Source organism: Rahnella sp. 1L-D-7-B-C2, assembly GCF_057290995.1.
In genome coordinates this window covers 252,422-275,459 of the sequence record NZ_JBXAVQ010000001.1, presented here as the reverse complement: position 1 = coordinate 275,459, position 23,038 = coordinate 252,422, and the positions used below count along the sequence as shown (strand labels likewise).

At 54.6% G+C, this 23,038-nt stretch carries 21 protein-coding genes; 13 read left to right on the top strand and 8 right to left on the bottom strand.

The window, feature by feature from the left end; translation table 11 throughout:
• Positions 1 to 26: 26 nt before the first annotated feature.
• Positions 27 to 602, bottom strand: coding sequence for a hydrolase (locus tag AC0Z7K_RS01235; protein ID WP_485612400.1), 576 nt, complete (start codon positions 600 to 602; stop codon positions 27 to 29).
• A 349-nt stretch (positions 603 to 951) separates the two neighbouring features.
• Here AC0Z7K_RS01235 and aspS point away from each other — a divergent pair, with 349 nt between their 5' ends.
• The 6 genes from aspS to ruvB all read left to right on the top strand — a co-directional run bounded on the left by aspS (position 952) and on the right by ruvB (position 6,315).
• Positions 952 to 2,748, top strand: coding sequence for an aspartate--tRNA ligase (aspS, locus tag AC0Z7K_RS01230; RefSeq protein ID WP_413528552.1), 1,797 nt, complete (start codon positions 952 to 954; stop codon positions 2,746 to 2,748).
• The gene (nudB, locus tag AC0Z7K_RS01225; RefSeq protein ID WP_112164423.1) at positions 2,748 to 3,194 is read left to right on the top strand and encodes a dihydroneopterin triphosphate diphosphatase; all 447 of its coding nucleotides are present in this window, start codon (positions 2,748 to 2,750) and stop codon (positions 3,192 to 3,194) included. Before aspS ends, nudB begins: the two co-directional genes overlap by 1 nt.
• Positions 3,195 to 3,220: 26 nt before the next feature.
• Positions 3,221 to 3,964: a YebC/PmpR family DNA-binding transcriptional regulator gene (locus tag AC0Z7K_RS01220; protein WP_112164422.1), complete on the top strand. Its 744-nt coding sequence runs from the start codon at positions 3,221 to 3,223 to the stop codon at positions 3,962 to 3,964.
• A gap of 108 nt (positions 3,965 to 4,072) precedes the next feature.
• Positions 4,073 to 4,594 carry a crossover junction endodeoxyribonuclease RuvC gene (gene ruvC, locus AC0Z7K_RS01215; protein ID WP_056769506.1) on the top strand — a complete coding sequence of 174 codons (522 nt, stop codon included), beginning with the start codon at positions 4,073 to 4,075 and terminating at the stop codon, positions 4,592 to 4,594.
• 87 nt (positions 4,595 to 4,681) lie between these two features.
• Positions 4,682 to 5,296 carry a Holliday junction branch migration protein RuvA gene (gene ruvA / locus AC0Z7K_RS01210; RefSeq protein ID WP_413528553.1) on the top strand — a complete coding sequence of 205 codons (615 nt, stop codon included), beginning with the start codon at positions 4,682 to 4,684 and terminating at the stop codon, positions 5,294 to 5,296.
• A gap of 8 nt (positions 5,297 to 5,304) precedes the next feature.
• On the top strand, positions 5,305 to 6,315 hold the full coding sequence (gene ruvB / locus AC0Z7K_RS01205) for a Holliday junction branch migration DNA helicase RuvB (RefSeq protein ID WP_112164421.1): 1,011 nt from the start codon (positions 5,305 to 5,307) through the stop codon (positions 6,313 to 6,315).
• A 130-nt stretch (positions 6,316 to 6,445) separates the two neighbouring features.
• On the opposite strand, the gene AC0Z7K_RS01200 is transcribed toward ruvB, so the two are convergent.
• A complete protein-coding gene (locus AC0Z7K_RS01200) occupies positions 6,446 to 6,709 on the bottom strand; it encodes a helix-turn-helix domain-containing protein (RefSeq protein WP_413528554.1) in 264 nt (87 codons plus the stop codon).
• Positions 6,710 to 7,448: 739 nt separating this feature from the next.
• Here AC0Z7K_RS01200 and bglF point away from each other — a divergent pair.
• From bglF to AC0Z7K_RS01170, 6 genes are all read left to right on the top strand, one after another.
• On the top strand, positions 7,449 to 9,323 hold the full coding sequence (gene bglF, locus AC0Z7K_RS01195) for a PTS beta-glucoside transporter subunit IIABC (RefSeq protein WP_485612398.1): 1,875 nt from the start codon (positions 7,449 to 7,451) through the stop codon (positions 9,321 to 9,323).
• Positions 9,324 to 9,345: 22 nt separating this feature from the next.
• Positions 9,346 to 10,743, top strand: a complete 1,398-nt coding sequence (locus tag AC0Z7K_RS01190) for a glycoside hydrolase family 1 protein (RefSeq protein ID WP_485612397.1) — start codon at positions 9,346 to 9,348, stop codon at positions 10,741 to 10,743.
• An 87-nt stretch (positions 10,744 to 10,830) separates the two neighbouring features.
• On the top strand, positions 10,831 to 11,679 hold the full coding sequence (bglG, locus tag AC0Z7K_RS01185; protein WP_485612860.1) for a transcriptional antiterminator BglG: 849 nt from the start codon (positions 10,831 to 10,833) through the stop codon (positions 11,677 to 11,679).
• A 231-nt stretch (positions 11,680 to 11,910) separates the two neighbouring features.
• Complete coding sequence (ansP, locus tag AC0Z7K_RS01180) at positions 11,911 to 13,392, top strand: L-asparagine permease (protein ID WP_413528557.1); 1,482 nt, start codon at positions 11,911 to 11,913, stop codon at positions 13,390 to 13,392.
• Positions 13,393 to 13,558: 166 nt separating this feature from the next.
• On the top strand, positions 13,559 to 13,756 hold the full coding sequence (locus AC0Z7K_RS01175) for a hypothetical protein (RefSeq protein WP_413528558.1): 198 nt from the start codon (positions 13,559 to 13,561) through the stop codon (positions 13,754 to 13,756).
• Positions 13,756 to 14,562, top strand: coding sequence for a hypothetical protein (locus tag AC0Z7K_RS01170; RefSeq protein WP_413528559.1), 807 nt, complete (start codon positions 13,756 to 13,758; stop codon positions 14,560 to 14,562). The genes AC0Z7K_RS01175 and AC0Z7K_RS01170 overlap by 1 nt, the downstream gene beginning before the upstream one ends.
• A gap of 20 nt (positions 14,563 to 14,582) precedes the next feature.
• Here AC0Z7K_RS01170 and AC0Z7K_RS01165 read toward each other — a convergent pair whose 3' ends face one another.
• The 6 genes from AC0Z7K_RS01165 to AC0Z7K_RS01140 all read right to left on the bottom strand — a co-directional run bounded on the left by AC0Z7K_RS01165 (position 14,583) and on the right by AC0Z7K_RS01140 (position 22,529).
• Positions 14,583 to 15,272 (bottom strand): fumarylacetoacetate hydrolase family protein, encoded by a 690-nt coding sequence (locus AC0Z7K_RS01165; RefSeq protein WP_485612395.1) that lies wholly within the window; start codon positions 15,270 to 15,272, stop codon positions 14,583 to 14,585.
• A 221-nt stretch (positions 15,273 to 15,493) separates the two neighbouring features.
• Positions 15,494 to 17,521 (bottom strand): CocE/NonD family hydrolase, encoded by a 2,028-nt coding sequence (locus AC0Z7K_RS01160; RefSeq protein ID WP_485612394.1) that lies wholly within the window; start codon positions 17,519 to 17,521, stop codon positions 15,494 to 15,496.
• A complete protein-coding gene (locus AC0Z7K_RS01155; protein ID WP_485612392.1) occupies positions 17,518 to 19,161 on the bottom strand; it encodes an ABC transporter ATP-binding protein in 1,644 nt (547 codons plus the stop codon). The genes AC0Z7K_RS01160 and AC0Z7K_RS01155 overlap by 4 nt, the downstream gene beginning before the upstream one ends.
• A complete protein-coding gene (locus tag AC0Z7K_RS01150) occupies positions 19,158 to 19,985 on the bottom strand; it encodes an ABC transporter permease (protein ID WP_413528563.1) in 828 nt (275 codons plus the stop codon). Before AC0Z7K_RS01150 ends, AC0Z7K_RS01155 begins: the two co-directional genes overlap by 4 nt.
• A 13-nt stretch (positions 19,986 to 19,998) precedes the next feature.
• Positions 19,999 to 20,946 carry an ABC transporter permease gene (locus AC0Z7K_RS01145; protein WP_485612391.1) on the bottom strand — a complete coding sequence of 316 codons (948 nt, stop codon included), beginning with the start codon at positions 20,944 to 20,946 and terminating at the stop codon, positions 19,999 to 20,001.
• Positions 20,946 to 22,529 (bottom strand): ABC transporter substrate-binding protein, encoded by a 1,584-nt coding sequence (locus AC0Z7K_RS01140; RefSeq protein WP_413528564.1) that lies wholly within the window; start codon positions 22,527 to 22,529, stop codon positions 20,946 to 20,948. The genes AC0Z7K_RS01145 and AC0Z7K_RS01140 overlap by 1 nt, the downstream gene beginning before the upstream one ends.
• Before the next feature lie 218 nt (positions 22,530 to 22,747).
• Between AC0Z7K_RS01140 and AC0Z7K_RS01135 the strand changes: the two genes are divergently transcribed.
• Positions 22,748 to 23,023 carry a CBU_0592 family membrane protein gene (locus tag AC0Z7K_RS01135; protein ID WP_485612389.1) on the top strand — a complete coding sequence of 92 codons (276 nt, stop codon included), beginning with the start codon at positions 22,748 to 22,750 and terminating at the stop codon, positions 23,021 to 23,023.
• Positions 23,024 to 23,038: the final 15 nt, after the last annotated feature.

The window sequence follows — 23,038 nt, the reverse complement described above, 5'->3', positions numbered from 1 at the left end:
AAACAATGCCTTGAGGCAGGGTAACGTTACTGTGGCAGAGCGGCAAGTACTTCGGCGGTGGAACGTACGCGGCTGATGCGCGGGAAAATAAACTGCACGCTGGACTGATGATGTTCATTGTTGTGCGCGCTGCATGCATCTTCGGCGATCACCAGCTCATAACCGTGTTCCCAGGCGTTACGCGCGGTAGACTCAACGCCGATGTTAGTAGAGATACCCGCCAGCACGATGCTTTTAATGCCACGACGGCGCAGCTGAAGATCCAGATCGGTGCCGTAGAACGCGCCCCACTGGCGCTTCACCACCAGTAAATCTTTGTCGGTAACCGCCAGTTGCTCCGGGAATTCCCACCAGCTGGCAGGCAAACCGCCTTCAGGAGCAGCCGCCGGGACATCAACCGGTTGTTTCAGCGCTTCGTCGAAAGAATCGGACCAGCCCACGCGAACCATGACGACCGATGCGCCCAGTTTACGAAAGCGGTTTGCCAGTTCTGTCGCGTTATCCAGCACCTGCTGCGCTGTGTGTGGGCCGCCTGCAAACGGCAGGATCCCTTTCTGTAAATCGATCAGTACCAGTGCGGTGGTTTTAGGGTCAAGTTTCATGGCGTATAGCTCCCGGTTATCTCATTAATAGCGAAAGGAATAATGAACAGCGTGTACAAAGGGGAATGCGCGAGTCTATGCTAACGCGTGGGTCAATTTGGGGATAATTTTGTTAAATTATGTGTAGCAGGCAACATGAGTGAATTTCCCCGCCAGCCGTGACGTGTTCGCACTTATCCTGCGAAGGAAATTCCTTTATAATAGCCTCCTTTTTTAGAAGCTTAGATTTAGAACATAAGCAAACCTATTCCGCGCGCCGCAGTGTTTTGCGGGCGGGCGACCAGAGTGAATAACCGTTTCTGTACCTGTGCGCAGTGAGGCCGGGTAGTGGGATCAAAAGGATACCGTTATGCGTACTGTATATTGTGGAAAGCTGAATGCGTCCAATGTGGGCCAGGAAGTGACATTGTGTGGCTGGGTTAACCGTCGACGCGATTTGGGTGGTCTGATTTTCATCGATATGCGTGACCGCGAAGGCATCGTGCAGGTTTTCTTCGATCCGGATCAGGCCGACGCCTACAAACTGGCCTCTGAGCTGCGCAATGAATTCTGTATCCAGCTGACCGGCACCGTCCGTGCGCGCCCTGAAAGCCAGTTCAATAAAGACATGGCGACCGGTGAAGTGGAAGTGTTCGCAAGCGGTCTGAACATCATCAACCGCTCAGAATCCCTGCCGCTAGACTCCAATCACGTGAACTCCGAAGAAGCGCGTCTGAAATACCGCTATCTGGATCTGCGCCGCCCTGAGATGGCCAATCGCCTGAAAGCGCGCGCAAAAATCACCAGTTTCGTACGCCGTTTCATGGACAGCCATGACTTCCTCGATATCGAAACTCCGATGCTGACCAAGGCCACACCGGAAGGCGCGCGCGATTACCTGGTACCAAGCCGTGTCCATAAAGGGAAGTTCTACGCGCTGCCTCAATCCCCACAGCTGTTCAAACAGCTGCTGATGATGTCCGGTTTCGACCGTTATTATCAGGTAGTCAAATGCTTCCGTGATGAAGATTTACGTGCTGACCGGCAGCCAGAATTTACTCAGATCGATGTTGAAACCTCCTTCATGAGCGCCGAGCAAGTGCGTGAAGTGATGGAGAAACTGGCGCGCGAACTGTGGCAGGAAATCAAAGGCGTGGATCTGGGCGATTTCCCGATCATGACTTATGCAGAAGCGATGCGTCGTTTCGGTTCTGACAAACCTGACCTGCGTAACCCGATGGAAATGGTTGACGTTGCGGACCTGATGAAAGACATCGAGTTCAAAGTGTTTGCCGATCCGGCCAACGATCCGAAAGGCCGCGTGGCCGCGTTGCGCGTACCGGGTGGGGCATCACTGAGCCGTAAACAAATCGACGAATACGCGAAATTCATCGAAATCTACGGCGCGAAAGGTCTGGCTTACATCAAAGTGAACGAAGTGGCGAAAGGTCTTGAAGGTATTCAGAGCCCGGTCGCTAAGTTCCTCAACGCTGGTTTGCTCTCTGCACTGATCGAACGTACCGGCGCACAAGACGGCGATATGATCTTCTTCGGCGCAGCCAGCGCGAAAATCGTGACTGACGCCATCGGCGCACTGCGTCTGAAAGTCGGCCGTGACCTGAAAATCACTCAAGACGACGTGTGGGCACCGCTCTGGGTTATCGACTTCCCGATGTTTGAAGACACCGACGAAGGCGGCCTGAGCGCGATGCACCATCCGTTCACCGCACCGAAAGAGATGAGCGCAGATGAGCTGGCAGCCAACCCGGTTTCTGCGATCGCCAACGCCTACGACATGGTGATCAACGGTTACGAAGTCGGCGGCGGTTCCGTGCGTATTCACCGCAGCGAAATGCAGCAGACCGTGTTCAGCATTCTGGGCATTAACGAACACGAACAGCGCGAGAAATTCGGCTTCCTGCTCGACGCCCTGAAATATGGCACGCCGCCACACGCCGGTCTGGCCTTTGGTCTGGATCGTCTGGTGATGTTGCTGACCGGTACCGACAACATCCGTGACGTCATCGCCTTCCCGAAAACTACCGCAGCGGCCTGTCTGATGACTGAAGCGCCAAGCTTTGCTAATCCGGCGTCACTGCTGGAACTGGGTATTGCGGTAGTGGCGAAAAAAGAAGTGACGCCAGACACAAATACAGAGAATAACTAATGAGCGACAAGCGTCCTGAGTCGATACTGTGCGTCATCTACGCCAGAAACACCGGCAGGGTGCTGATGCTACAACGAAAGGATGACCCGAATTTCTGGCAGTCGGTAACCGGCAGTCTGGAAGACGGGGAATCCCCGAAAGACACCACGCAGCGCGAAGTCATGGAAGAGGTCGGTATCGACATTGCAGGTGAAAACCTGACTCTGCAAGACTGCGATCGCTGTGTGGATTTTGAAATATTTGCGCATTTGCGCCATCGCTATGCTCCCGGCGTGACCCGCAACAAAGAGCACTGGTTCTGTCTGGCATTACCGGAGGAGCGTGATGTGGAACTTACCGAGCATCATGCTTACCGTTGGCTCGACAAAACGGCAGCGGCAGCGCTGACGGTGTCCCCGAGCAACCAGCAGGCGATTGAAGAATTTGTAAACTATTCGGTCTGTTAAGACTTTAGACTTTTTGGAGATTTGTTATGGCAGGTCACAGTAAATGGGCCAACACCAAGCACCGCAAAGCGGCGCAAGATTCTAAGCGTGGCAAAATTTTCACCAAAATCATTCGTGAACTGGTGACGGCAGCAAAACTCGGTGGTGGCGATCCGGCGGCTAACCCGCGTCTTCGCGCAGCTATCGATAAAGCGCTGTCTAACAACATGACCCGTGACACCCTGAACCGCGCCGTCGCGCGTGGCGTGGGCGGCGATGACGATACCAACATGGAAACCATCATTTATGAAGGTTACGGTCCAGGTGGTTCAGCAGTCATGGTGGAATGCCTGAGTGACAACCGCAACCGTACCGTGGCTGAAGTGCGTCACGCCTTCAACAAAACCGGTGGCAATCTGGGCACTGACGGTTCCGTTTCTTACCTCTTCTCCAAAAAAGGTGTGATCTCTTTTGCGCCGGGTCTGGATGAAGATGTGGTGATGGAAGCCGCTCTGGAAGCGGGCGCAGAAGATATCGTCTCTTATGACGATGGCGCGATTGACGTGTTCACAGCCTGGGAAAGTCTGGGCGATGTGAAAGACGCACTGGAAGCGGCCGGTTTCAAAGCCGACTCCGCAGAAGTCACTATGATCCCATCGACCAAAGCCGACATGGATGCAGACACTGCGCCTAAACTGTTGCGCCTGATCGACATGCTGGAAGATTGTGACGATGTACAAGAGGTTTACCACAACGGTGAAATCTCAGACGAGATTGCAGAAACTCTGTAATTTCCGTGCAGCCGGTGGTTTCCACCGGCTGGCTATCCTGTTATCCCGCAGCAGTTTATACTCTCCCCACTTTCTAATAAAAACGACAACACAAGGCGTTGAGCGGCTATGGCTATTATTCTGGGGATCGACCCCGGTTCGCGTATTACCGGCTATGGCATTATCCGCCAGACAGGGCGTCAGCTGAGCTATCTCGGCAGCGGTTGTATCCGCACCGTGGTGGACGATATGCCCGGGCGTCTGAAACTGATTTACGCCGGTGTGTCGGAAATCATTACCCAGTTCCAGCCTGACTTTTTTGCCATCGAATCTGTATTTATGGCGAAAAACGCCGATTCCGCGTTAAAACTCGGCCAGGCACGCGGTGCGGCGATTGTCGCCGCCGTGAATCAGGATTTACCGGTGTTTGAATACGCTGCGCGACAGGTTAAGCAGACCGTTGTGGGTACAGGTGCCGCAGAGAAATCGCAGGTTCAGCATATGGTGCGATCGTTGCTGAAATTACCGGCTAATCCGCAGGCGGATGCCGCCGATGCGCTGGCTATTGCTATTACGCATTGCCATATGAGCCAGAACGCAATCCGTCTTAGTACGGACAAATTACAGATGGCGCGCGGGCGTATGCGATAGACGCCGCAAGTCCATTAGGCTGGATATCCATCCAGCCTTTTTTATGATATAAACATCGCAGTTTTTGACCCGATAAGGAAAATGAACGTGATAGGCAGACTACGAGGCATTATTCTGGAAAAGCAGCCACCTTTGGTGCTGCTGGAAACCAACGGCGTGGGCTATGAAGTGCAGTTGCCGATGACCTGTTTTTACGAATTGCCGGACCTGGGTCAGGAAGCTATCATCTTCACGCAGTTTATCGTCCGCGAAGATGCGCAACTGTTGTATGGATTCAATGACAAACAAGAACGTGCGCTGTTTCGTGAGCTGATTAAAGTCAACGGTGTCGGGCCAAAACTGGCGCTGGCGATTTTATCAGGCATGTCGGCTCAACAGTTTGTCAGTGCGGTGGAAAAGGAAGAAATCACCGCGTTAATTAAGTTACCGGGTGTGGGTAAGAAAACCGCAGAGCGCCTGGTTGTCGAGATGAAAGACCGGTTTAAAGGATTAAACGGTGATCTATTTAACAATCATACTGATATCACGCTACCTGCATCGTCGTCGAAAACTAAAGAATCTGATGCCGAAGGCGAAGCCGTCGCAGCCCTGATTTCACTGGGTTACAAACCACCGGAAGCCAGCCGGATGATCAGCAAAGTTGCCAAACCGGGTGCTGAATCCGAAACGTTGATTAGAGAGGCGCTGCGCGCTGCGCTGTGAGGTAAGAGATGATCGAAGCTGACCGCCTGATTTCGTCCGAAGTCTTCACTACGGAAGAAGAAGTCATTGACCGTGCGATCCGCCCGAAGCTGCTGTCGGAGTATGTCGGCCAGCCGCACGTCCGTTCGCAGATGGAAATCTTTATTCAGGCGGCTAAGCAACGTAAAGATGCACTCGATCACCTGCTGATTTTCGGGCCGCCGGGGCTGGGTAAAACCACGCTCGCCAATATCGTGGCCAATGAGATGGGCGTGAATCTGCGCACCACGTCTGGCCCGGTGCTGGAAAAAGCTGGCGATCTGGCGGCGATGCTGACCAACCTTGAGCCACACGACGTGCTGTTCATTGATGAAATTCATCGTCTGTCGCCGGTGGTTGAAGAGATTCTGTATCCTGCGATGGAAGACTATCAGCTGGATATCATGATCGGCGAAGGGCCTGCCGCGCGTTCCATCAAACTCGATTTACCTCCGTTTACCTTGATTGGTGCTACTACACGCGCCGGTTCGCTGACGTCGCCGTTGCGCGACCGTTTCGGTATTGTGCAACGACTTGAGTTCTATCAGGTGGCCGATTTACAACACATCGTCGGGCGCAGCGCATTATGCCTGGGGCTGGAACTGTCAGAAGAGGGCGCGCATCAGATTGCCCGCCGTTCTCGCGGTACGCCGCGTATCGCCAACCGTCTGCTGCGCCGCGTGCGCGATTTCGCCGAAGTTAAAGGCGACGGGACGATTAACGGTGATGTCGCCAACGGCGCGCTGGATATGCTTGACGTCGATGCCGAAGGTTTTGATTACATGGACCGCAAACTATTGCTGGCCATTATTGATAAATTTTCCGGCGGCCCGGTGGGGCTGGATAACCTGGCGGCAGCGATTGGTGAGGAACGGGAAACGATTGAGGATGTGATTGAACCCTTCCTGATCCAGCAGGGCTTTATTCAGCGGACGCCGCGTGGCCGCATGGCGACCAATCATGCGTATAAGCACTTTGGACTTTCTCGCGCGGAAGAATAAAACCGGTCGTTTGACAATAAAATTCCTAACGGGCGCTTTCGCGTCCGTTTTGCTTTTTGCAGTTCACCACAAAGGAATCAATACCATAGGACAAATTGCGGTGAAAGACAGGCTTCCACCGCGTCACGGATTACGCTTCCGCTTTAGGGGTACGCAACTTCGGCACAACTAACTCACCCTTGGCATTGTAGTAACGGCTTGGCCAGATTTCCCAGGCCGGAACACCAATCATTTGCGCGATGATCATTTCGCCTTTAGGCCATCGTCGTGACAGGGTGTTAGAAAGTGTGGAAGAACCCAGTCCGGACTCACGAGAGAGCGCCGTCAACGTTGAACCTTTCTTGCGGATTGCCGCGATGATATCGGCGGGATGCCAGTCTTCTCTGGTTATCATAATACGGCCACCTTTGGAGAACGGGGGCGCACAATAAACAGAAGAGGGGGGAGTGCCTGCCTTGGCTTGTCTTTCATATAACATTGTCCAGTAGATTAGATTTATGGCGACCACTGGAGTTGAGAATCTCACTGGTGGTAGCCCTGACGGGGTTCTCAACACCGGTTCTACTGGATACCGGCCTGACCTAAGTCAGCCCCGCCTGAGCCACCATTGAGATATTGCTTGTTGTTTGTACAGGCAATAGGTGTGCGCAGACTCAGACGTGAAATGCGAGTGCGCATTCCATGTCGCCAGTGAACATTCAGGTTGAGAATCCCGATCGCGGATTTTGCCGCGACGATGAATTATAGCGTAACGGGTAAACGGTTACCAAGGCCGTGATATCCGGCTCACTAAATTTTCAACGTTAAATGAGCTATTTAACGTCTGGAGTCTGTCGCTGCATCTGTTAAATAACGCGCCACATCACACTTCTGCGCAAAACCGGAAGCGGGTCACATTTCCATGTTTTACCCATTATTACGGCTTGTTTCTGTAGACGATTCGACTGAGAATCATTGTCAGAAAGCAGGATTGTTACTGTCTGACAGGCAAAACCTAAACTTCTTGTCTCTTCGCCTAACGCGGAGAGGCCGGACGTTTAGGTTTTTTTTTGGCCTGAATTCAGGGGCCGGCCGCCCCGTTAAAAATACCGGCAATGTTGTGCACGATGCCATTACTCTGATGAGATAACACCATGGAATATAAAAGCTTAGCCGAAGAAATTCTTCGCGGTGTCGGTGGAAAAGAGAACGTTAACAGCGTGGTCCATTGCGCTACCCGTTTACGTTTTAAACTGAAAGATACGCATAAGGCCGATGCAGAAGGCCTGAAAAAAAATCCCGGCGTGATAATGGTAGTGGAAAGCGGCGGTCAGTTTCAGGTCGTGATTGGCAATCATGTTGGCGCAGTGTACGAAGCGTTGATAAAAAGCAGCTCGCTTTCAGAAGACGGTGGGGAAGACTCGGGGGATAAGGGCAGCCTTTTCGCCAGGGCGATTGATATCATCTCCGGCATTTTTACCCCGTTTATCGGCATCATGGCCGCATCGGGTATTCTCAAAGGTTTTCTGGCGCTGTCGCTGGCCTGTGGCTGGCTGGTGCCGGAGAGCGGGACGTACAAAGTCTGGTTCGCAGCCAGCGACGCCATGTTCTATTTCTTCCCATTAGTGATTGGTTTTACTGCCGGTAAAAAATTCGGCGGTAATCCGTTTGTCACGATGATGATCGGCGGTGCGATGGTGCATCCGCTGATGATCTCCGCCTTCGATGCCCAGCAGGCCAGCGCACATAACGAGCATTTCTTCGGTATTCCGCTGGTCTTCATTAACTATGCCTCATCGGTTATCCCGGTGATCCTTGCGGCGTGGGCTTCCAGCTGGCTGGAAAAACGGGCGATGAAAATCCTGCCTGGCGCAGTACGTAATTTTATCACCCCGCTGATTTGTCTGATGGTAATTGTCCCGCTGACCTTCCTGGTCATCGGCCCTGTGGCCACGTGGGCCAGCCAGCAGCTGGCGAACGGCTATCAGTTCGTTTATCACATCAGTCCGCTGGTGGCGGGTGGCTTTATGGGCGCGCTATGGCAGGTCTGTGTGATCTTCGGCCTGCACTGGGGGCTGGTGCCATTGATGATCAACAACTTCAGTATTCTCGGTCATGACACCATGCTGCCACTTTTACTGCCTGCGGTGATGGGGCAGGTTGGCGCGGTCATCGGCGTGATGCTGCGCGCCAAAGATGCACGCACAAAAGCATTGGCGGGTTCAGCCATCAGCGCCGGGATTTTCGGCATCACTGAACCGGCGGTGTACGGCATCAACTTACCGCGTCGTCGCCCGTTTATCTTTGGCTGCGTCGGTGGAGCGCTGGGCGGGGCGATCCTCGGGTATTTCCAGACCACCGCCTACTCCTTCGGTTTCGCCAGTATTTTCACTTTCACCCAGGTGATCCCGCCAACCGGCTTTGACCAGAGCGTGACTGCCGCGATTGTCGGCACCGTTGTTGCGCTTCTCTTTGCCGCGCTGGCAACCTGGTTCTTCGGCATGAAAGAAGAAGCGCCTGCTCAGCCTGCCGATCCCAAAGTGGTCGCGGAATCGATACAGGCACCGCGCGGTAAAACGCTGATTGGCAGCCCGATGACCGGCCCGTGCGTAGCGCTTGAAGAGGTGAAAGACCCGACGTTTGCCAGCGGTTTGCTGGGTAAAGGCGTGGCTGTCGTGCCAATCATCGGGCGTGTCGTTTCACCGGTCAACGGCACCATCGCCTCCCTGTTTAAAACGCATCACGCCATCGGAATTGAATCCGAGGACGGCGCTGAAATCCTGATCCACGTCGGCATTGATACGGTGAAGCTCGACGGCAAATTCTTCACGCCGCACGTCGCGGTGGACGCGGTGGTTAAGCAGGGCGATTTACTGCTTGAGTTCGATATACAGGGTATTACCGATGCAGGGTACGACCTGACGACGCCGGTGCTTATTACCAACAGCGACGATTATCTCGACGTCATCCCGGCCGGTGTCGGTCAGGACGTCAGCGAACAAATGCCTTTATTAACTTTATTACGTTAACGACCAGAGCCAGGAGGTTCATATGAACAAGCAATTCCCAAACGGTTTTTTATGGGGCGGTGCAGTCGCTGCCAATCAGGTGGAAGGCGCATACCTGACCGACGGTAAAGGGTTGTCCACGTCAGATCTGCAACCGCAGGGCGTTTTCGGTCCGGTACAGGAACGTGTTGAAGGTGATTTCGGCGTTAAAGACGTGGCTATCGATTTCTATCACCGCTATCCGCAAGACATGAAGCTGTTTGCTGAGATGGGCTTTACGGTTCTGCGTACGTCGATTGCCTGGACGCGAATTTTCCCGCAGGGCGATGAAACGCAGCCAAATGAAGCCGGTCTGGCTTTCTACGATCGCCTGTTCGATGAAATGGCGAAATACGGTATCACGCCGCTGGTGACGCTTTCCCACTACGAAATGCCATACGGTCTGGTGAAAAAACACGGAGGCTGGGGCAGCCGCGATACCATCGGTTTCTTCGAAAATTATGCCCGTACGGTGTTCAGTCGCTATAAAAATAAGGTTAAGTACTGGCTGACCTTCAATGAAATCAATATGTCGCTGCATGCCCCGTTCACTGGCGTCGGCCTGCCGGAAGACAGCAGCAAGCAGGAGATTTATCAGGCGATCCATCATCAGCTGGTGGCCAGCGCCAAAGCGGTGAAAGCCTGCCACGAGATAATTCCGGATGCTAAAATCGGTAATATGCTGCTCGGCGGGATGTTGTATCCGCTGACCTGCAAACCGGCTGACATGATGGAAACGCTGCAACAAAACCGTGACTGGTTGTTCTTTGGCGATGTGCAGGTGCGCGGTGCGTACCCCGCGTATATGCAGCGCTTCTTTAAAGACCGTGGTATGGAAATAAATATCACTGCTGAAGATAAACAGGCACTGAAAGAAACGGTCGACTTTATCTCTTTTAGTTATTACATGACTGGCTGTGTGACCACCGACGAAGAGTTAAATGTTAAAGCGCGCGCCAATATTTTAAATATGGTGCCAAACCCGCATCTGCAAAGTTCCGAATGGGGCTGGCAGATTGATCCGCAAGGTTTGCGCTTCCTGATGAACGAATTATATGACCGCTACCAGAAACCGTTATTTATTGTGGAAAATGGTCTGGGTGCCCGCGATAACGTGGAAGTCGACGGCAGCATCAATGATGATTACCGCATTCAGTACATTAACGATCATCTGGTTCAGGTTCGCGAAGCGATTGAAGACGGCGTTGAAGTTATAGGCTACACCAGCTGGGGCCCGATAGACCTGGTCAGCGCATCGAAAGCAGAGTTCTCAAAACGCTACGGCTACATTTACGTTGACCGAGACGATCAGGGGAACGGAACGCTGGAACGTCGCCGTAAGAAAAGCTTCTTCTGGTATACCGATGTGATTAAATCCAACGGTGCTTCGTTAAAATCGTAATCTGATTTATCAGTGTAATACGCTGAGCGATTGATTTAACCTGATCATCTTTTTGGATGGTCAGGTTTTTGTTTTCAGGGAGTCATGATGAAAATCGCCAAAATACTCAATAATAATGTGGTGGTTGTCATAAACGAGCAGCAGCGCGAGCAGGTCGTCATGGGCCGCGGGCTGGCGTTTATGAAGAAAGCGGGGGATGAGCTTGATGACAGTAAAATCGAGAAAATCTTCGCCTTACAAAATGACGAGCTGGTCGCGCATCTGACTGAACTGCTGTCGCACATTCCGATGGAAGTGATGACCACCTGTGATCTGATCATTTCGCTGGCGCGCAGTCGTCTGGGAAAATTGCAGGAGAATTTGTACATTGCGCTGACCGATCACTGCAACTTTGCCATAGAGCGTCAGAAGCTGGGCGTGCCAATCAGCAATGCGCTGCTGTGGGAAACCCGCCGCTTGTATCCGAAAGAATATGCGCTGGGGCTGGAAGCGCTGGACATCATCGACACCCGTCTTGGCGTGCGTCTGCCGGTGGACGAAGCGGGCTTCATTGCGCTGCATCTGGTCAACGCTCAGCTTAACGGCGAAATGCCGGAAGTGGCGCAAATCACCCGCGTCATGCAGGAAATCCTCAATCTGGTGAAATATCAGCTGCGTCTGGAATATGACGAAGAAGCGCTGAGCTATCAGCGGTTTGTGACACATCTTAAATTCTTTGCCCAGCGGATGTTCAACCGCACAGTGGTCGCCGACGACGACATGACGCTGCACGTTGCGGTAAAAGATAACTATCCGCAGGCATGGGCCTGCGCGGACAAAATCGGCGAATACCTGACCGCGCAGTATCAGCGCGAACTCACCACCGAAGAGGTAATGTACCTGTCAATCAACATTGAGCGGGTACGTAAAGAGAGCCAGTCAAAGGCGCCGTCCTGACCGCACGGAAACACAAAATTCGTCCTGCGAAATATGAGTGATAACAATTTTTAATTACGTTTTTTTTGCCTCGCTTAGTCAGAAAAGGTAGCATCCTTCGCCGTTATTGCTTGAAAACAGTTCCGGCTTAAAAAAATACAGTGGATAAACCACGTAAACGTCGAGGCTTGCAATCGGTTGCTTGCAGCGTCAGACGTCAGGCGAAGGTCATTTTTTGGAGAACAAGATCGAATGAAGTCTCATAAAAAGTCGGCAGAGGCTAAACGCGCTGCTAAAAGACGCTGGTTGGATTCGCACGACGACGGGTATCACAAAAGTATGGGCAATCGTCAGGTTCAGATGATTGCTATCGGGGGGTCTATCGGCACCGGCTTGTTCCTCGGTGCGGGCGCACGTTTGCAGATGGCCGGTCCGGCATTGGCCATCGTCTATGCGGTGTGCGGTATTTTCTCATTCTTCATCCTGCGTGCGCTGGGCGAACTGGTACTACACCGTCCGACCAGCGGCAGCTTTGTTTCCTACGCGCGTGAGTTCCTTGGCGAAAAAGCGTCTTACGTGGCCGGTTGGATGTATTTCCTCAACTGGGCGATGACCGGGATTGTCGATATCACCGCAGTGGCTCTGTATATGCACTATTGGGGAACCTTCGGTGATGTTCCGCAATGGATGTTTGCGCTTGGCGCGCTGGCGATTGTCGCAACCATGAATATGATCGGCGTGAAATGGTTCGCCGAAATGGAGTTCTGGTTTGCGCTGATTAAAGTTGCAGCGATTGCCATTTTCCTGGTGGTCGGCGTGGTGTTCCTCGGCACCGGCAAAGAGCTCGCGGGCAATGCCACCGGTTTACACCTGATAACTGATAACGGCGGGATATTCCCGCACGGCCTGTTACCCGCGCTGGTGCTTGTGCAGGGCGTAGTCTTTGCCTTCGCGGCGATAGAACTGGTCGGTACTGCGGCGGGCGAAACTAAAGATCCTGAGAAAGTACTGCCGAAAGCCATTAACAGCGTGATCTGGCGTATCGCCTTGTTCTACGTCGGTTCCGTGGTGCTGTTGGTTCTGTTGCTGCCGTGGAATGCCTATCAGGCGGGTCAGAGTCCGTTCGTGACCTTCTTCAGTAAGCTGGGTGTGCCGTATATCGGCACGATCATGAACATCGTGGTGCTGACTGCCGCACTGTCGAGCCTGAACTCTGGCCTGTATTCCACCGGTCGTATTCTGCGTTCACTGTCGATGGGCGGATCTGCGCCGAAATTCATGTCGAAAATGAGTGCGCAGCAGGTGCCTTACGCGGGCATTCTGGTAACCGTCGGGATTTACATCATCGGCGTGGTGCTGAACTACTACGTGCCATCACAGGTGTTTGAAATTGTTCTGAACGTCGCGTCACTGGGCATCCTCAGTTCATGGGCATTTATCATTGTCTGCCAGATGAAGCTGCGTACTGCAATCAAAGAAGGCCGTGCGAAAGACGTGTCCTTTAAGATGCCGTGGGCCCCCTTTACCTCGTGGCTGACGCTGATATTCCTGGCCAGCGTGCTGGTACTGATGGCGTTTGACTACCCGAACGGCACCTATACGATCGCGACCATTCCGGTGCTGATCATTTTGCTGGTGCTGGGTTGGATTGGTCTGCGTAAACGCGCGGCCGAAGTCAAAGAAGCTCAGATGGCACATGAAGACGCGCATCACGATGGCGCAGAAGTGAAGTAAATCTTCCCGCTCTATGACGATGAAGACTCAGGGCTGCCGCAAGGCGGCCCTTTTTTATGTCGCGGCATCAGCGTTATAAAAGTAAATACTCCTAAACTGCCCGGTGTTTCCCCCATTTCTTTCTCAGTTGACTAGTCTTAGGTCTTTGCAAAGACAAGAGAGCCGCATGTTTAGGATCCTGCTACAAATTTTTTCCAGCCCCGAGCAATTTCTTGGGTTGTTCAGCGCCGCCGATATTGAAAATACGCTGGAAGAAGGCGAACGCATTTTAATTGATGAAAACGGTACCGCTTCGGTAAATCCCGCCAACGTGGACATGCAGAAAGACTTCGCCCGTCACGTCAAACGCATGAGCGTGCTGTAATGGCGACGGCGGTCTTCATGGTGTTAATGGTCTGCGGGTACTGGTACACCACCCGCGACATCTCATCGCGTTTCAAACTCAAACGTACCTTCGGCTGGGACGTCTATTTTCTGGTAGCGCTTTACGGCTGCATTTTCGTCTTGCAGGGCGTGCTGGTTATTGCGCTGGTGTACATGGCGTTGTGGGGCATTTCCGGGGTGATTAACTGGCTGCCCGCGCTGCCGCATTTGCATCAGGACGTGCATTATCACCGCGATTTCATCAACTGGAGTTTCCTCGGTATTCAGGCACCGGTGGTGATTATGCTGGCGGTGTCGGTGATGCTTTGTCTGGTGCGTACCACCTGGTCAGCCGGCCTGCGGCTCAACACCGCCGGGCGCAGAAAGCTTTATAAGCAGCTGACGCGCGCCAACGGCGTAGAGGGGATTTTGTATCAGTGCATGGAGCAAGGCGATATGGTGTTTATCACGCTCCAGTCGCGCCGCGTCTACATTGGCATGGTGCACACCGCGCGTTGTGAAACGTCTTCCTCGGACAACGTGGTGGTTATCCCGATGGTCAGCGGCTATTGCGATAAAGACACCCTGGAGCTGCGCGTTGAGCACAACTATGCCCGCTACTATAGGGATCACGACATCACGCCGGTATCGGAGCCGGTGAACGTGTTGAACTTCCGCAAAGTGATTTTGCTCAGCCAGATTGAGACGCTGTCACTGTTTGACCCGGCCAGCGCTTGCGCGTTTGAAAAATTGATCCCGCTGATCGAAGAAGACATGAAGAAGAAAATCGGTGAAACGGACGCCTGAGTTCAGGCATCCGTTATTACTCAGGCCAGCGTAAAGCTGAAATCGCTCAGGCCTTCGATGCCGCCGGTGATCACATCACCGCGCTGCACTGCACCGACGCCCGCAGGCGTGCCGGTGTAAATCAAATCGCCGGGCTGCAATTCTACCGCCTGCGACAGGTAACTGATGACGTCCGCCACCTGCCAGATCTGATCGCTTAAATCGCCGCGCTGACGCTGCTCACCATTCACGTCCAGCCAGATTTTTCCTGTTGCTGGATGACCGGTCTGACTGACCGGAAGCAGCGGATTGGCGGGTGCGGAGGCATCAAAGCCTTTGGCAAAATCCCACGGACGACCCATTTTTTTGGCCTGTGCCTGCAGGTCGCGACGGGTCAGATCCACGCCTACGGTATAACCCCAGACATGCGAAAGCGCATCGGCGACAGCGATATTTTTACCGCCCTGAGCGATCGCCACGACCAGTTCGACTTCGTAATGCAAATCTTCAGTCAGGGTCGGATAAGGCACGCTGCCGCTGGCCGGAACCACGGCGTCGGCAGGCTTGGAGAAGAAGAATGGCGGCTCGCGATCGGGGTCGTGGCCCATTTCGCGGGCGTGCTCGGAATAGTTGCGACCTACGCAGTAAACGCGGCGTAAGGGGAAACGCGCACTCTGGCCTTCAACGGCCAGAGAAGGCGTTTTGGGTACGGCAATTACAAATTCGGTCATCGTATTCACTTCACAAAGTTAACGTATTGTTATATTTGCAAAGCGAACAACGCTTGACCAGCAAATTGTTGTTACTGGTCAATGTCAGTCGGTCAGGATTTGTAACGTGGCGCAGCGTGAGATTGCAGGAAGTTTTGCAGCATCCCCCAAAGCCGCTCCGTTGAGCTGGATCTTGCGGCAGTCCAAGGTGTAGACGTTGACCTTAAAAAACGGTTAGCCTCTTACCGCGCCACTCTCTGATGCCAGTACCTGCTCACTTCTTCCTCCCCGTTCAGACTCACCACCATGTCGCCGCTGACAATAAAGTGCGTCAGGTCGCTGCGCATTTCCAGCGTGATGACGGCTTCCATCCACCAGCCTTCGCGGCCCATTTTCATGGTTTGTGTGAGCAAATAGCGCGCTGAAAGCGGGTCGCCGTTGCTGACCGTCAGCTCGCGACGCAGGCTGTGATCCACCGTGGTATCGATATCGTCGAACCGATAGACGCCTTCGCCGAACACGCCGCCGACACCGTGAGTGACGCTGGTCCAGCTGTCGGTGAGGAAATCATAGGTGATGTTGCGGTCCACGCGGCCCGGTGACAGCAATGTTTGCGGCGTCGGAGCGGCGCTTTGCGGTTCGGCAATCGGCCCCGGAATGCTGACCGGCTCAGCACACACCGGCAGGCTAAGCTGCGCACTGTGCAAGTCGAGGGTGAGCGTCGCGGCTTCCGCCATCGGCCAGATCATCGGCCAGAAAGTGGTGGCCAGCGAAATTCGCATCCGGTTTCCGGCGGCAAAGCGGTGGGCGATGCCGTCCAGTTGCACCGATACTTTCACTTTTTGGCCGGGAGTCAGCGGGACAGATTTATCATGACCCTGAAGATGAGACAGGTTTAGCCAGCCGTGGGTGACGCGGTTGACCGAACCGTCGGGGGCGACATCGGAAAGACGGACGTACAGCATCGCGGCGGGTTTGTCGCTGCTCAACTCAACGGTGAACTGCGGGAAACCGAAAATGGTCAGCGGTTCGGCCAGCGGTTCACCGTCGAAAAACTCGGCCATGCCGTCGTCGACGCGCTGATCCGGCGGCATTTCGCCGGGTACGCCTGCGCCCATCCATTCACCGGCCATCAGGCCGTGGTTCTGGGGTGAACAGATGTTGATGACACCTGCGTCGGCGTCTGGTTGGGTATTCAGCTGTCCGCGCGTCAGCCAGCGCGGGCTGTGATGCACATTGCTGGCTGTGCCGCGATCAAATCCGACCCACTCGCCGCAACTGACCGGGCGCATCGCCGACGGGGGCTGGCTGTCCTGCAACCAGGTCTGGATCATCGGGCCGTCCATCGCGCCGTTGTCTTCACCCTTCAGCCAGTGATCCCACCAGCGAACCGCTTCCTGCAGAAAACCGATAGCCGGTTCCGGCGTACCGTCCTGCGGGTAAATATGTGCCCAAGGGCCGAGAATGGCGCGGCGCGGCACCTGTAAATTATCCATCAGACGGAATACGGCGTTGCTGTAGGCATCTGCCCAGCCGCCGACCGCCATCACCGGACATTGAATGGCCGACCAGTCTTCGCACACCGAACCGTGCTGCCAGTAGGCGTCGCGCAGCGGATGCTCCATCCACAAAGCCGGAAAGAACGGCATGTTTTCCAGACGGTTGATCCAGTCTTTATGCCAGCTTTCACCCAACAGCGCCGGATCTGCCGGACGGCTCTGGTAGGCCAGCATAATGCCGCCCCACCAAAGGTTATCGTTGAGCAAACAGCCGCCTTTGTAGTGAATGTCGTCGGCATAGCGGTCATCGGTGGAACAGACGGTGATGACGGCTTTCAGCGCGGCAGGGCGGCGCGCGGCGACCTGCAAACCGTTAAATCCACCCCAGGATTTTCCCATCATGCCGACGTTGCCGCTGCACCAGCGTTGCTGCGTGATCCAGTCGATCACTTCCAGCGCGTCGTCCTGCTCCTGCAACAGATATTCGTCGGCCAGCAGGCCATCGGATTCGCCGCTGCCGCGCATGTCTACGCGCACCACCGCGTAACCGTTGCCAGCAAAGAAACCGTGCATTGGTTCGTCGCGGGTGCGGGTGCCGTCGCGTTTGCGGTAGGGGATGTATTCGAGGATTGCCGGAACCGGCTGGCGTACGGCGTCATCCGGCAGCCACAGGCGGGCGGCGAGACGCGTGCCGTCGCTGAGCGGGATCCACAGATGTTCGGTCACGGTGACGGCGTGAGGGAATTCGGTCACGATGCGTTTGGTGCTCATAAGACTCCTGTCGAAGGAATGGCTGACGCCGGAAGCGAAACATTGCGCAGGGCGAGGACGTCGTCCAGCCAGCTGGTGCGCATTTCCGGTACGGAGGTCAGCAGTTTTTCGGTATAGCTGTGCATTGGCGCGCGAAAGACCACATCGGTATCGCCGCTGGCGACCACTTTGCCCTGATACATCACGGCCACCTGATGGGCGATGCGTTTGACCGTCCCCAGATCATGGGTGATGAACAGGTACGAAAGCCCGAACTGTTGCTGCAACCGGCGCAGCAGATTCAGTACTTCCTCTGCGACCAGCGGATCGAGCGCTGACGTCGCTTCATCACAGATAATCAGCTCCGGCTGTGCGGCCAGCGCGCGGGCGATGCACACGCGCTGCTTCTGCCCGCCGGAGAGTTCGCCGGGGCGCCGGTCGAGAAGCTTCACCGGCAGCTCGGTCAGACGCAGCAACTCTTCCACACGTTCACGAACCTGTTTTTTGTTCATGCCAAAATAGAAGGTCAGCGGGCGGCCGATGATATCCAGCAATGTCTGGCGCGGGTTGAGCGCCACGTCGGGAAGCTGATAAATCATCTGCATCCGGCACAGCGTCTCTTTGTCGCGCTTCTGATAATTGTGCGAGAGCGACATACCGTCGAAATCCGTCGTGCCCTCGGTATCCGGCAACAGCCCAACCAGCGCTCGCGCCAGCGTGCTTTTTCCGCTGCCGGATTCGCCGATGATCGCCAGCGTTTTGCCGCGCGGCAGTTGCAGACTCACGTCATGCACCACGCGCTGCCCGTTGTAACCGGTACTGATTTTTTGCATGGATAGCAGCGGCTGGCCTGAGGACGCATGGCCATCTGTCAGCGGCATCAACGCGTGTTCACGCTCGGCCACCAGCCTGCGGGTGTATTCCTGCTGCGGATGTTCCAGAATGGTTTGCGTATCGCCGGTTTCCACTTCTTTGCCGTGACGCAACACCATAATGCGGTCGGCAAGTTGGGCAACCACGGCCAGATCGTGGGTGATGTACAGCGCGGCGGTGTTGAACTCGCGCACCAGTTTGCGCAGCATCACCAGCACTTCAATTTGCGTGGTGACGTCTAGCGCGGTAGTGGGTTCGTCCATGATCAACAAATCAGGCTTGCAGGACATCGCCATCGCGGCCATCGCGCGCTGCAGTTGTCCGCCGGAAAGCTGATGCGGATAACGCTTGCCGATGTTTTCCGGATCCGGCAAATCCAGCGAGCGGAACAGCGAAATTGCCCACTGGCGGCTCTCTTCTTTGTTCATCAGACCGTGACGGATCGGGCCTTCGCAGACCTGTTTTTCGATAGTCAGCGCAGGATTAAACGAGGCGGCGGCGCTTTGCGCGACGTATGCCACGCGGCGTCCGCGCCATTGACGTTTAACGTGGGAAGGTTGTGAAACGATGTCGGTGCCGTCGAGAAACACTTCGCCCCCGGCAATCCGGCAGCCCTGACGCGCATAGCCCAGCGCTGCCAGCCCGATAGTCGATTTACCGGCACCGGATTCGCCAATCAGCCCGAGCACTTCGCCCGCCGCCAGTTTCAGCGAAATATCCTGCACCAGCGGGGAGCCGTCGAGGGTTTCGATACGCAGTCCGCGCATCTCCAAAATTGTACGGGTCATGCTTCATCTCCATGCGGCAGGCTGTTGCGGGCCAGCAGCCAGTCGACCACCAGATTAACGCCAATGGTCAGCAGGGCAATCGCCGCCGCCGGATACAGCGGAGCGAACTGGCCGAAGTTAATGGCCTGCGCGTTGTCGCGCACCATACTGCCCCAGTCTGCATACGGCGGCTGGATGCCTAATCCTAAGAAACTCAAGCCCGCGATAAACAGAAAGGTAAAGCAGAAACGCATCCCGAATTCTGCCAGCAGCGGCGGCAAGGCGTTGGGCAGGATCTCTTTAAACAGCACCCAGCGCAGGCCTTCACCACGCAGACGCGCAGCTTCAACATATTCCTGACAGACAATCGCCTGCGCCACCAGACGCGCCAGACGGAACACGCGGGTGGCATCGAGCAGGGCGATGGTCAGTACCAGCACCGGGATCGAGGTGCCCATCACCGAAAGGACTATCAGCGCGAAAATCAGCACCGGAATCGACATCACGGTATCGACAATGCGTGACAGCACAACGTCCACCCATCTGCCGTAAATTGCGGCGGTAAAGCCTGTGACGATGCCAATGATGAAGGAGCTGAAGGTGATGGTCAGCGCGATGGCGATGGTGGTGCGGGCGCCAAACAGAATGCGGGAGAGCATATCCCGCCCGAGGCTGTCGGTGCCAAACGGCGTGGCGGCAGAAGGCAGCAGCCAGATATCGCCGACCTGTTCCGTTTCGCTGTGCGGCGCGAGCCACGGCGCAAATACCGCCGCCAGCAAATTCACCGCAATAATCACAATGCCAATCCAGGCCGACAGCGGGATATTGATGAAATATCGGTTCATGATGTCCCTCTTTTTAGCGCGCATGGCGCAGGCGTGGATTGCACCAGATCGCCAGTAAATCGGCGGTGGTGTTGAGGAAAATGTACGTACCGCCAAACAGCAGACCGCAGGCCTGAACCACCGGCAGATCACGCTTGGTCACTGCATCCACCATGTACTGCCCGATGCCGGGATAGACAAACACCACTTCTACCAGAATCACCCCGACCACCAGATACGCGAGGTTAAAGGCCACCACGTTGATGATCGGTGCGAGGGCGTTGGGCAGGGCGTGCGAAACCACAATGCGCCAGCGTGGGATACCTTTGAGCACCGCGCTTTCAATGTACGGGCTGGACATCACCGCCGTTACCGAAGCACGGGTCATACGCAGCATATGCGCCAGCACCACCAGCGTCAGGGTGAGCATCGGCAGGGTGCAGACATAAAGCCGTTCGGCCAGGGTGGAGGAGCTGTCAACCATCGCCAGACTCGGAAACCAGGTCAGACGGATGGCGAAGGCGATCACCAGAATGTAGCCGACGAAAAACTCCGGTACGGAAATGCTGATGAGCGTCAGGGTATTCGCCAGACGGTCAAAAACCGAACCGCGCCAGATGGCCGAGGCGATGCCTAAACCAACCGCCAGCGGAATGGCGATCACCGCAGCGTAACCTGCCAGAAACAGCGTGTTAGCCAGGCGGGGTAGCAGCTCATCGCTTATCTGACGTCCGTTAGCCAGCGAGTGCCCTAAATCACCGTGCATGATGCCCGCCAGCCAGTGCAGATAACGCAGCACAGACGGTTCATCTAACCCCAACTGCAGGCGCAGTGCCGCCACGGTTTCCGGCGTGGCGCTCTGGCCTAAAATGGCCGTCGCCACGTCACCTGGTAACATCTCGGTGCCGATAAAAATCAGCACCGACACCAGCCACAGCGTGATAATGCCTAACAGTACACGCTGTAAAATCTTCTTCTTCATCATGCCTCCAGCCAGACGCGCTCGGCCAGACGACCACCCATGAAATTAAACATCGGGTGCGGTTTGATACCGCCGACTTTTTTGCTGGCGGCGTCGAGATAATCACCAAACAGCGGGATCATCGCACCACCGTCGTCGCGGACGATGCTTTGCAGCTCGCCATAGATTTCTGCACGTTTGCTTTCATCGAGCAGCGAACGCGCCTGAAGGAGCAGTGCGTCGAACTTCTCATCTTTCCAGTGGGTATCGTTCCATTTTGCGGTGGACTGATAGGCGGTGGAGAACATCTGATCCGCCGTCGGTCGGCCACCCCAATAGCCCATGCTGAACGGTGCTTTCATCCACACGTCGTCCCAGTAACTGTCGGCGGGCTGGCGTTTGATGTTGACCTGAATACCGCCTTTTTGTGCTTGTCCCTGGAACAACGCGGCGGCGTCTAACGCACCGGCAAAGGCAGCATCGGAGGAAGACAGCTCTATTTTGAGATCGGTCAGACCGGCTTTTTTCAGGTAAAACTTTGATTTTTCGGGATCGTAAGCGCGCTGCTCAAGGCTGTGATTGAAAAAGCGGTCGGTTTTTGGGATCGGGTGGTCGTTACCCAATGAGCCGTAGCCGCGCAGCACAGTATCGAGAATTTTTTGCCGGTCGATGCCGTATTTTATCGCCATGCGAACGTCGTTATTGTTGTACGGCGCAACGCTGCAATCCATCAGGAAAGTGAAGTGCTGGCCGCCGGCAGAACGGATGATATTGAGCGCCGGGCTGCGTTTGAGGAAATCGACGGTTTTAAAATCAACGCGGTTAATGGCGTGTACCTGTCCGGAGATCAGGGCGTTGGTGCGCGCGGTCGGATCGTTGATCACCAGCACTTCTACGGCATCGACAAAGGCGCGATCCGGTTTCCAGTAGTTTGGGTTGCGTTTGAACAGCGAACGTACGCCCGGTTCATACTGATCAAAAATGAAACCGCCGGTGCCAATCGGGTGCGACCAGTCGGTAAAGCCGTTGGGGACGACCACCAGATGGTAATCCGCCAGCAGATAGGGCAGATCGGCGTTGCCGCCGTCAAGGGTGATCAGGATCTGGTTGTCGCCCTGTTTGGTGAGGCCGGTAATCGGCGCGAGCTGAGTTTTGATGGCGCTTTTGGATTTGTCGCCGCGATGCAGGTTGATGGAGTAGAGGATGTCGTCGGCGTCGAGCTTCTTGCCGTTGTGGAAAGTGACGCCCTCACGGACGGTAAATACCCACTCCGCCGCACCCGGTTTAGCCTCCCATTGAGAGAACAGTTCCGGCGTAGCTTTGTTATTTTCGTCTATTTCAATCAGGCCGTTCATCAGCATATATGCCTGATTTAAGGGCACCCAGTCGCTGAATAATGTCGGGTCGAGCGTATCACTGGTATTTCCGCCTGACATACCCAGTTTTAATACGCCGCCTTTTTTAGGTTCGGCTGCAAACGCGGAGAAAGGCGATAATCCCCATGCAGTGGTAATACCCACAGCAGAAGCGCTGGTAATAAAGCCGCGACGGCTAAGTTGTGCATCCTGCATTAATTTCGTCAAAGGGGAATTATTATCTTTCATTAATTTTCTCCATGGTGGCGTGCTGGAATTTTATAGGTGCAAGTGAATATCCCTGGTGTATCTAATGGGCGCAATGGTTTGCCTGCCTGATTTATATCAAAACACTCTGCGTTACTTGCATGAGAATTAATCATGAGGGTATGCGAAAAATGCGCGGCAGAACACCCTGAAAAGCTTTATTTTTCTGGGTAATGAATGTTCGCAAAGGGAAATGACCGGTGGAGCTGCATACGGTGGTCGGGTTAATTGGCGTATTTTGCTATCTTCTGGCATATGCGTTGGTGCAGATGCGCAGACTAGCGGTTGATGCTAATAGTTACGCATATCTTAATATTATCGGCGGTGTGTTTGGGCTGTATTCTTTAAGCCATGATTTTAACCTTGCTTCCTGTATTTCGCAGTCATTCTGGCTTTTATTCACATTAATTGGCATGAATTCTGCGAGAAAACGCAGATATCTGGAAAGGAATAAAGTTCCGCCGACGGATATATAACTAACATATAAGATT

Bases quoted from the DNA above. Each gene is read 5' to 3' on its own strand.
- AC0Z7K_RS01235 (WP_485612400.1), bottom strand. From the start codon at position 602: ATGAAACTTGACCCTAAAACCACCGCACTGGTACTGATCGATTTACAG.
- aspS (WP_413528552.1), top strand. From the start codon at position 952: ATGCGTACTGTATATTGTGGAAAGCTGAATGCGTCCAATGTGGGCCAG.
- nudB (WP_112164423.1), top strand. From the start codon at position 2,748: ATGAGCGACAAGCGTCCTGAGTCGATACTGTGCGTCATCTACGCCAGA.
- AC0Z7K_RS01220 (WP_112164422.1), top strand. From the start codon at position 3,221: ATGGCAGGTCACAGTAAATGGGCCAACACCAAGCACCGCAAAGCGGCG.
- ruvC (WP_056769506.1), top strand. From the start codon at position 4,073: ATGGCTATTATTCTGGGGATCGACCCCGGTTCGCGTATTACCGGCTAT.
- ruvB (WP_112164421.1), top strand. From the start codon at position 5,305: ATGATCGAAGCTGACCGCCTGATTTCGTCCGAAGTCTTCACTACGGAA.
- AC0Z7K_RS01200 (WP_413528554.1), bottom strand. From the start codon at position 6,709: ATGATAACCAGAGAAGACTGGCATCCCGCCGATATCATCGCGGCAATC.
- bglF (WP_485612398.1), top strand. From the start codon at position 7,449: ATGGAATATAAAAGCTTAGCCGAAGAAATTCTTCGCGGTGTCGGTGGA.
- AC0Z7K_RS01190 (WP_485612397.1), top strand. From the start codon at position 9,346: ATGAACAAGCAATTCCCAAACGGTTTTTTATGGGGCGGTGCAGTCGCT.
- bglG (WP_485612860.1), top strand. From the start codon at position 10,831: ATGAAAATCGCCAAAATACTCAATAATAATGTGGTGGTTGTCATAAAC.
- ansP (WP_413528557.1), top strand. From the start codon at position 11,911: ATGAAGTCTCATAAAAAGTCGGCAGAGGCTAAACGCGCTGCTAAAAGA.
- AC0Z7K_RS01175 (WP_413528558.1), top strand. From the start codon at position 13,559: ATGTTTAGGATCCTGCTACAAATTTTTTCCAGCCCCGAGCAATTTCTT.
- AC0Z7K_RS01170 (WP_413528559.1), top strand. From the start codon at position 13,756: ATGGCGACGGCGGTCTTCATGGTGTTAATGGTCTGCGGGTACTGGTAC.
- AC0Z7K_RS01165 (WP_485612395.1), bottom strand. From the start codon at position 15,272: ATGACCGAATTTGTAATTGCCGTACCCAAAACGCCTTCTCTGGCCGTT.
- AC0Z7K_RS01160 (WP_485612394.1), bottom strand. From the start codon at position 17,521: ATGAGCACCAAACGCATCGTGACCGAATTCCCTCACGCCGTCACCGTG.
- AC0Z7K_RS01155 (WP_485612392.1), bottom strand. From the start codon at position 19,161: ATGACCCGTACAATTTTGGAGATGCGCGGACTGCGTATCGAAACCCTC.
- AC0Z7K_RS01150 (WP_413528563.1), bottom strand. From the start codon at position 19,985: ATGAACCGATATTTCATCAATATCCCGCTGTCGGCCTGGATTGGCATT.
- AC0Z7K_RS01145 (WP_485612391.1), bottom strand. From the start codon at position 20,946: ATGAAGAAGAAGATTTTACAGCGTGTACTGTTAGGCATTATCACGCTG.
- AC0Z7K_RS01140 (WP_413528564.1), bottom strand. From the start codon at position 22,529: ATGAAAGATAATAATTCCCCTTTGACGAAATTAATGCAGGATGCACAA.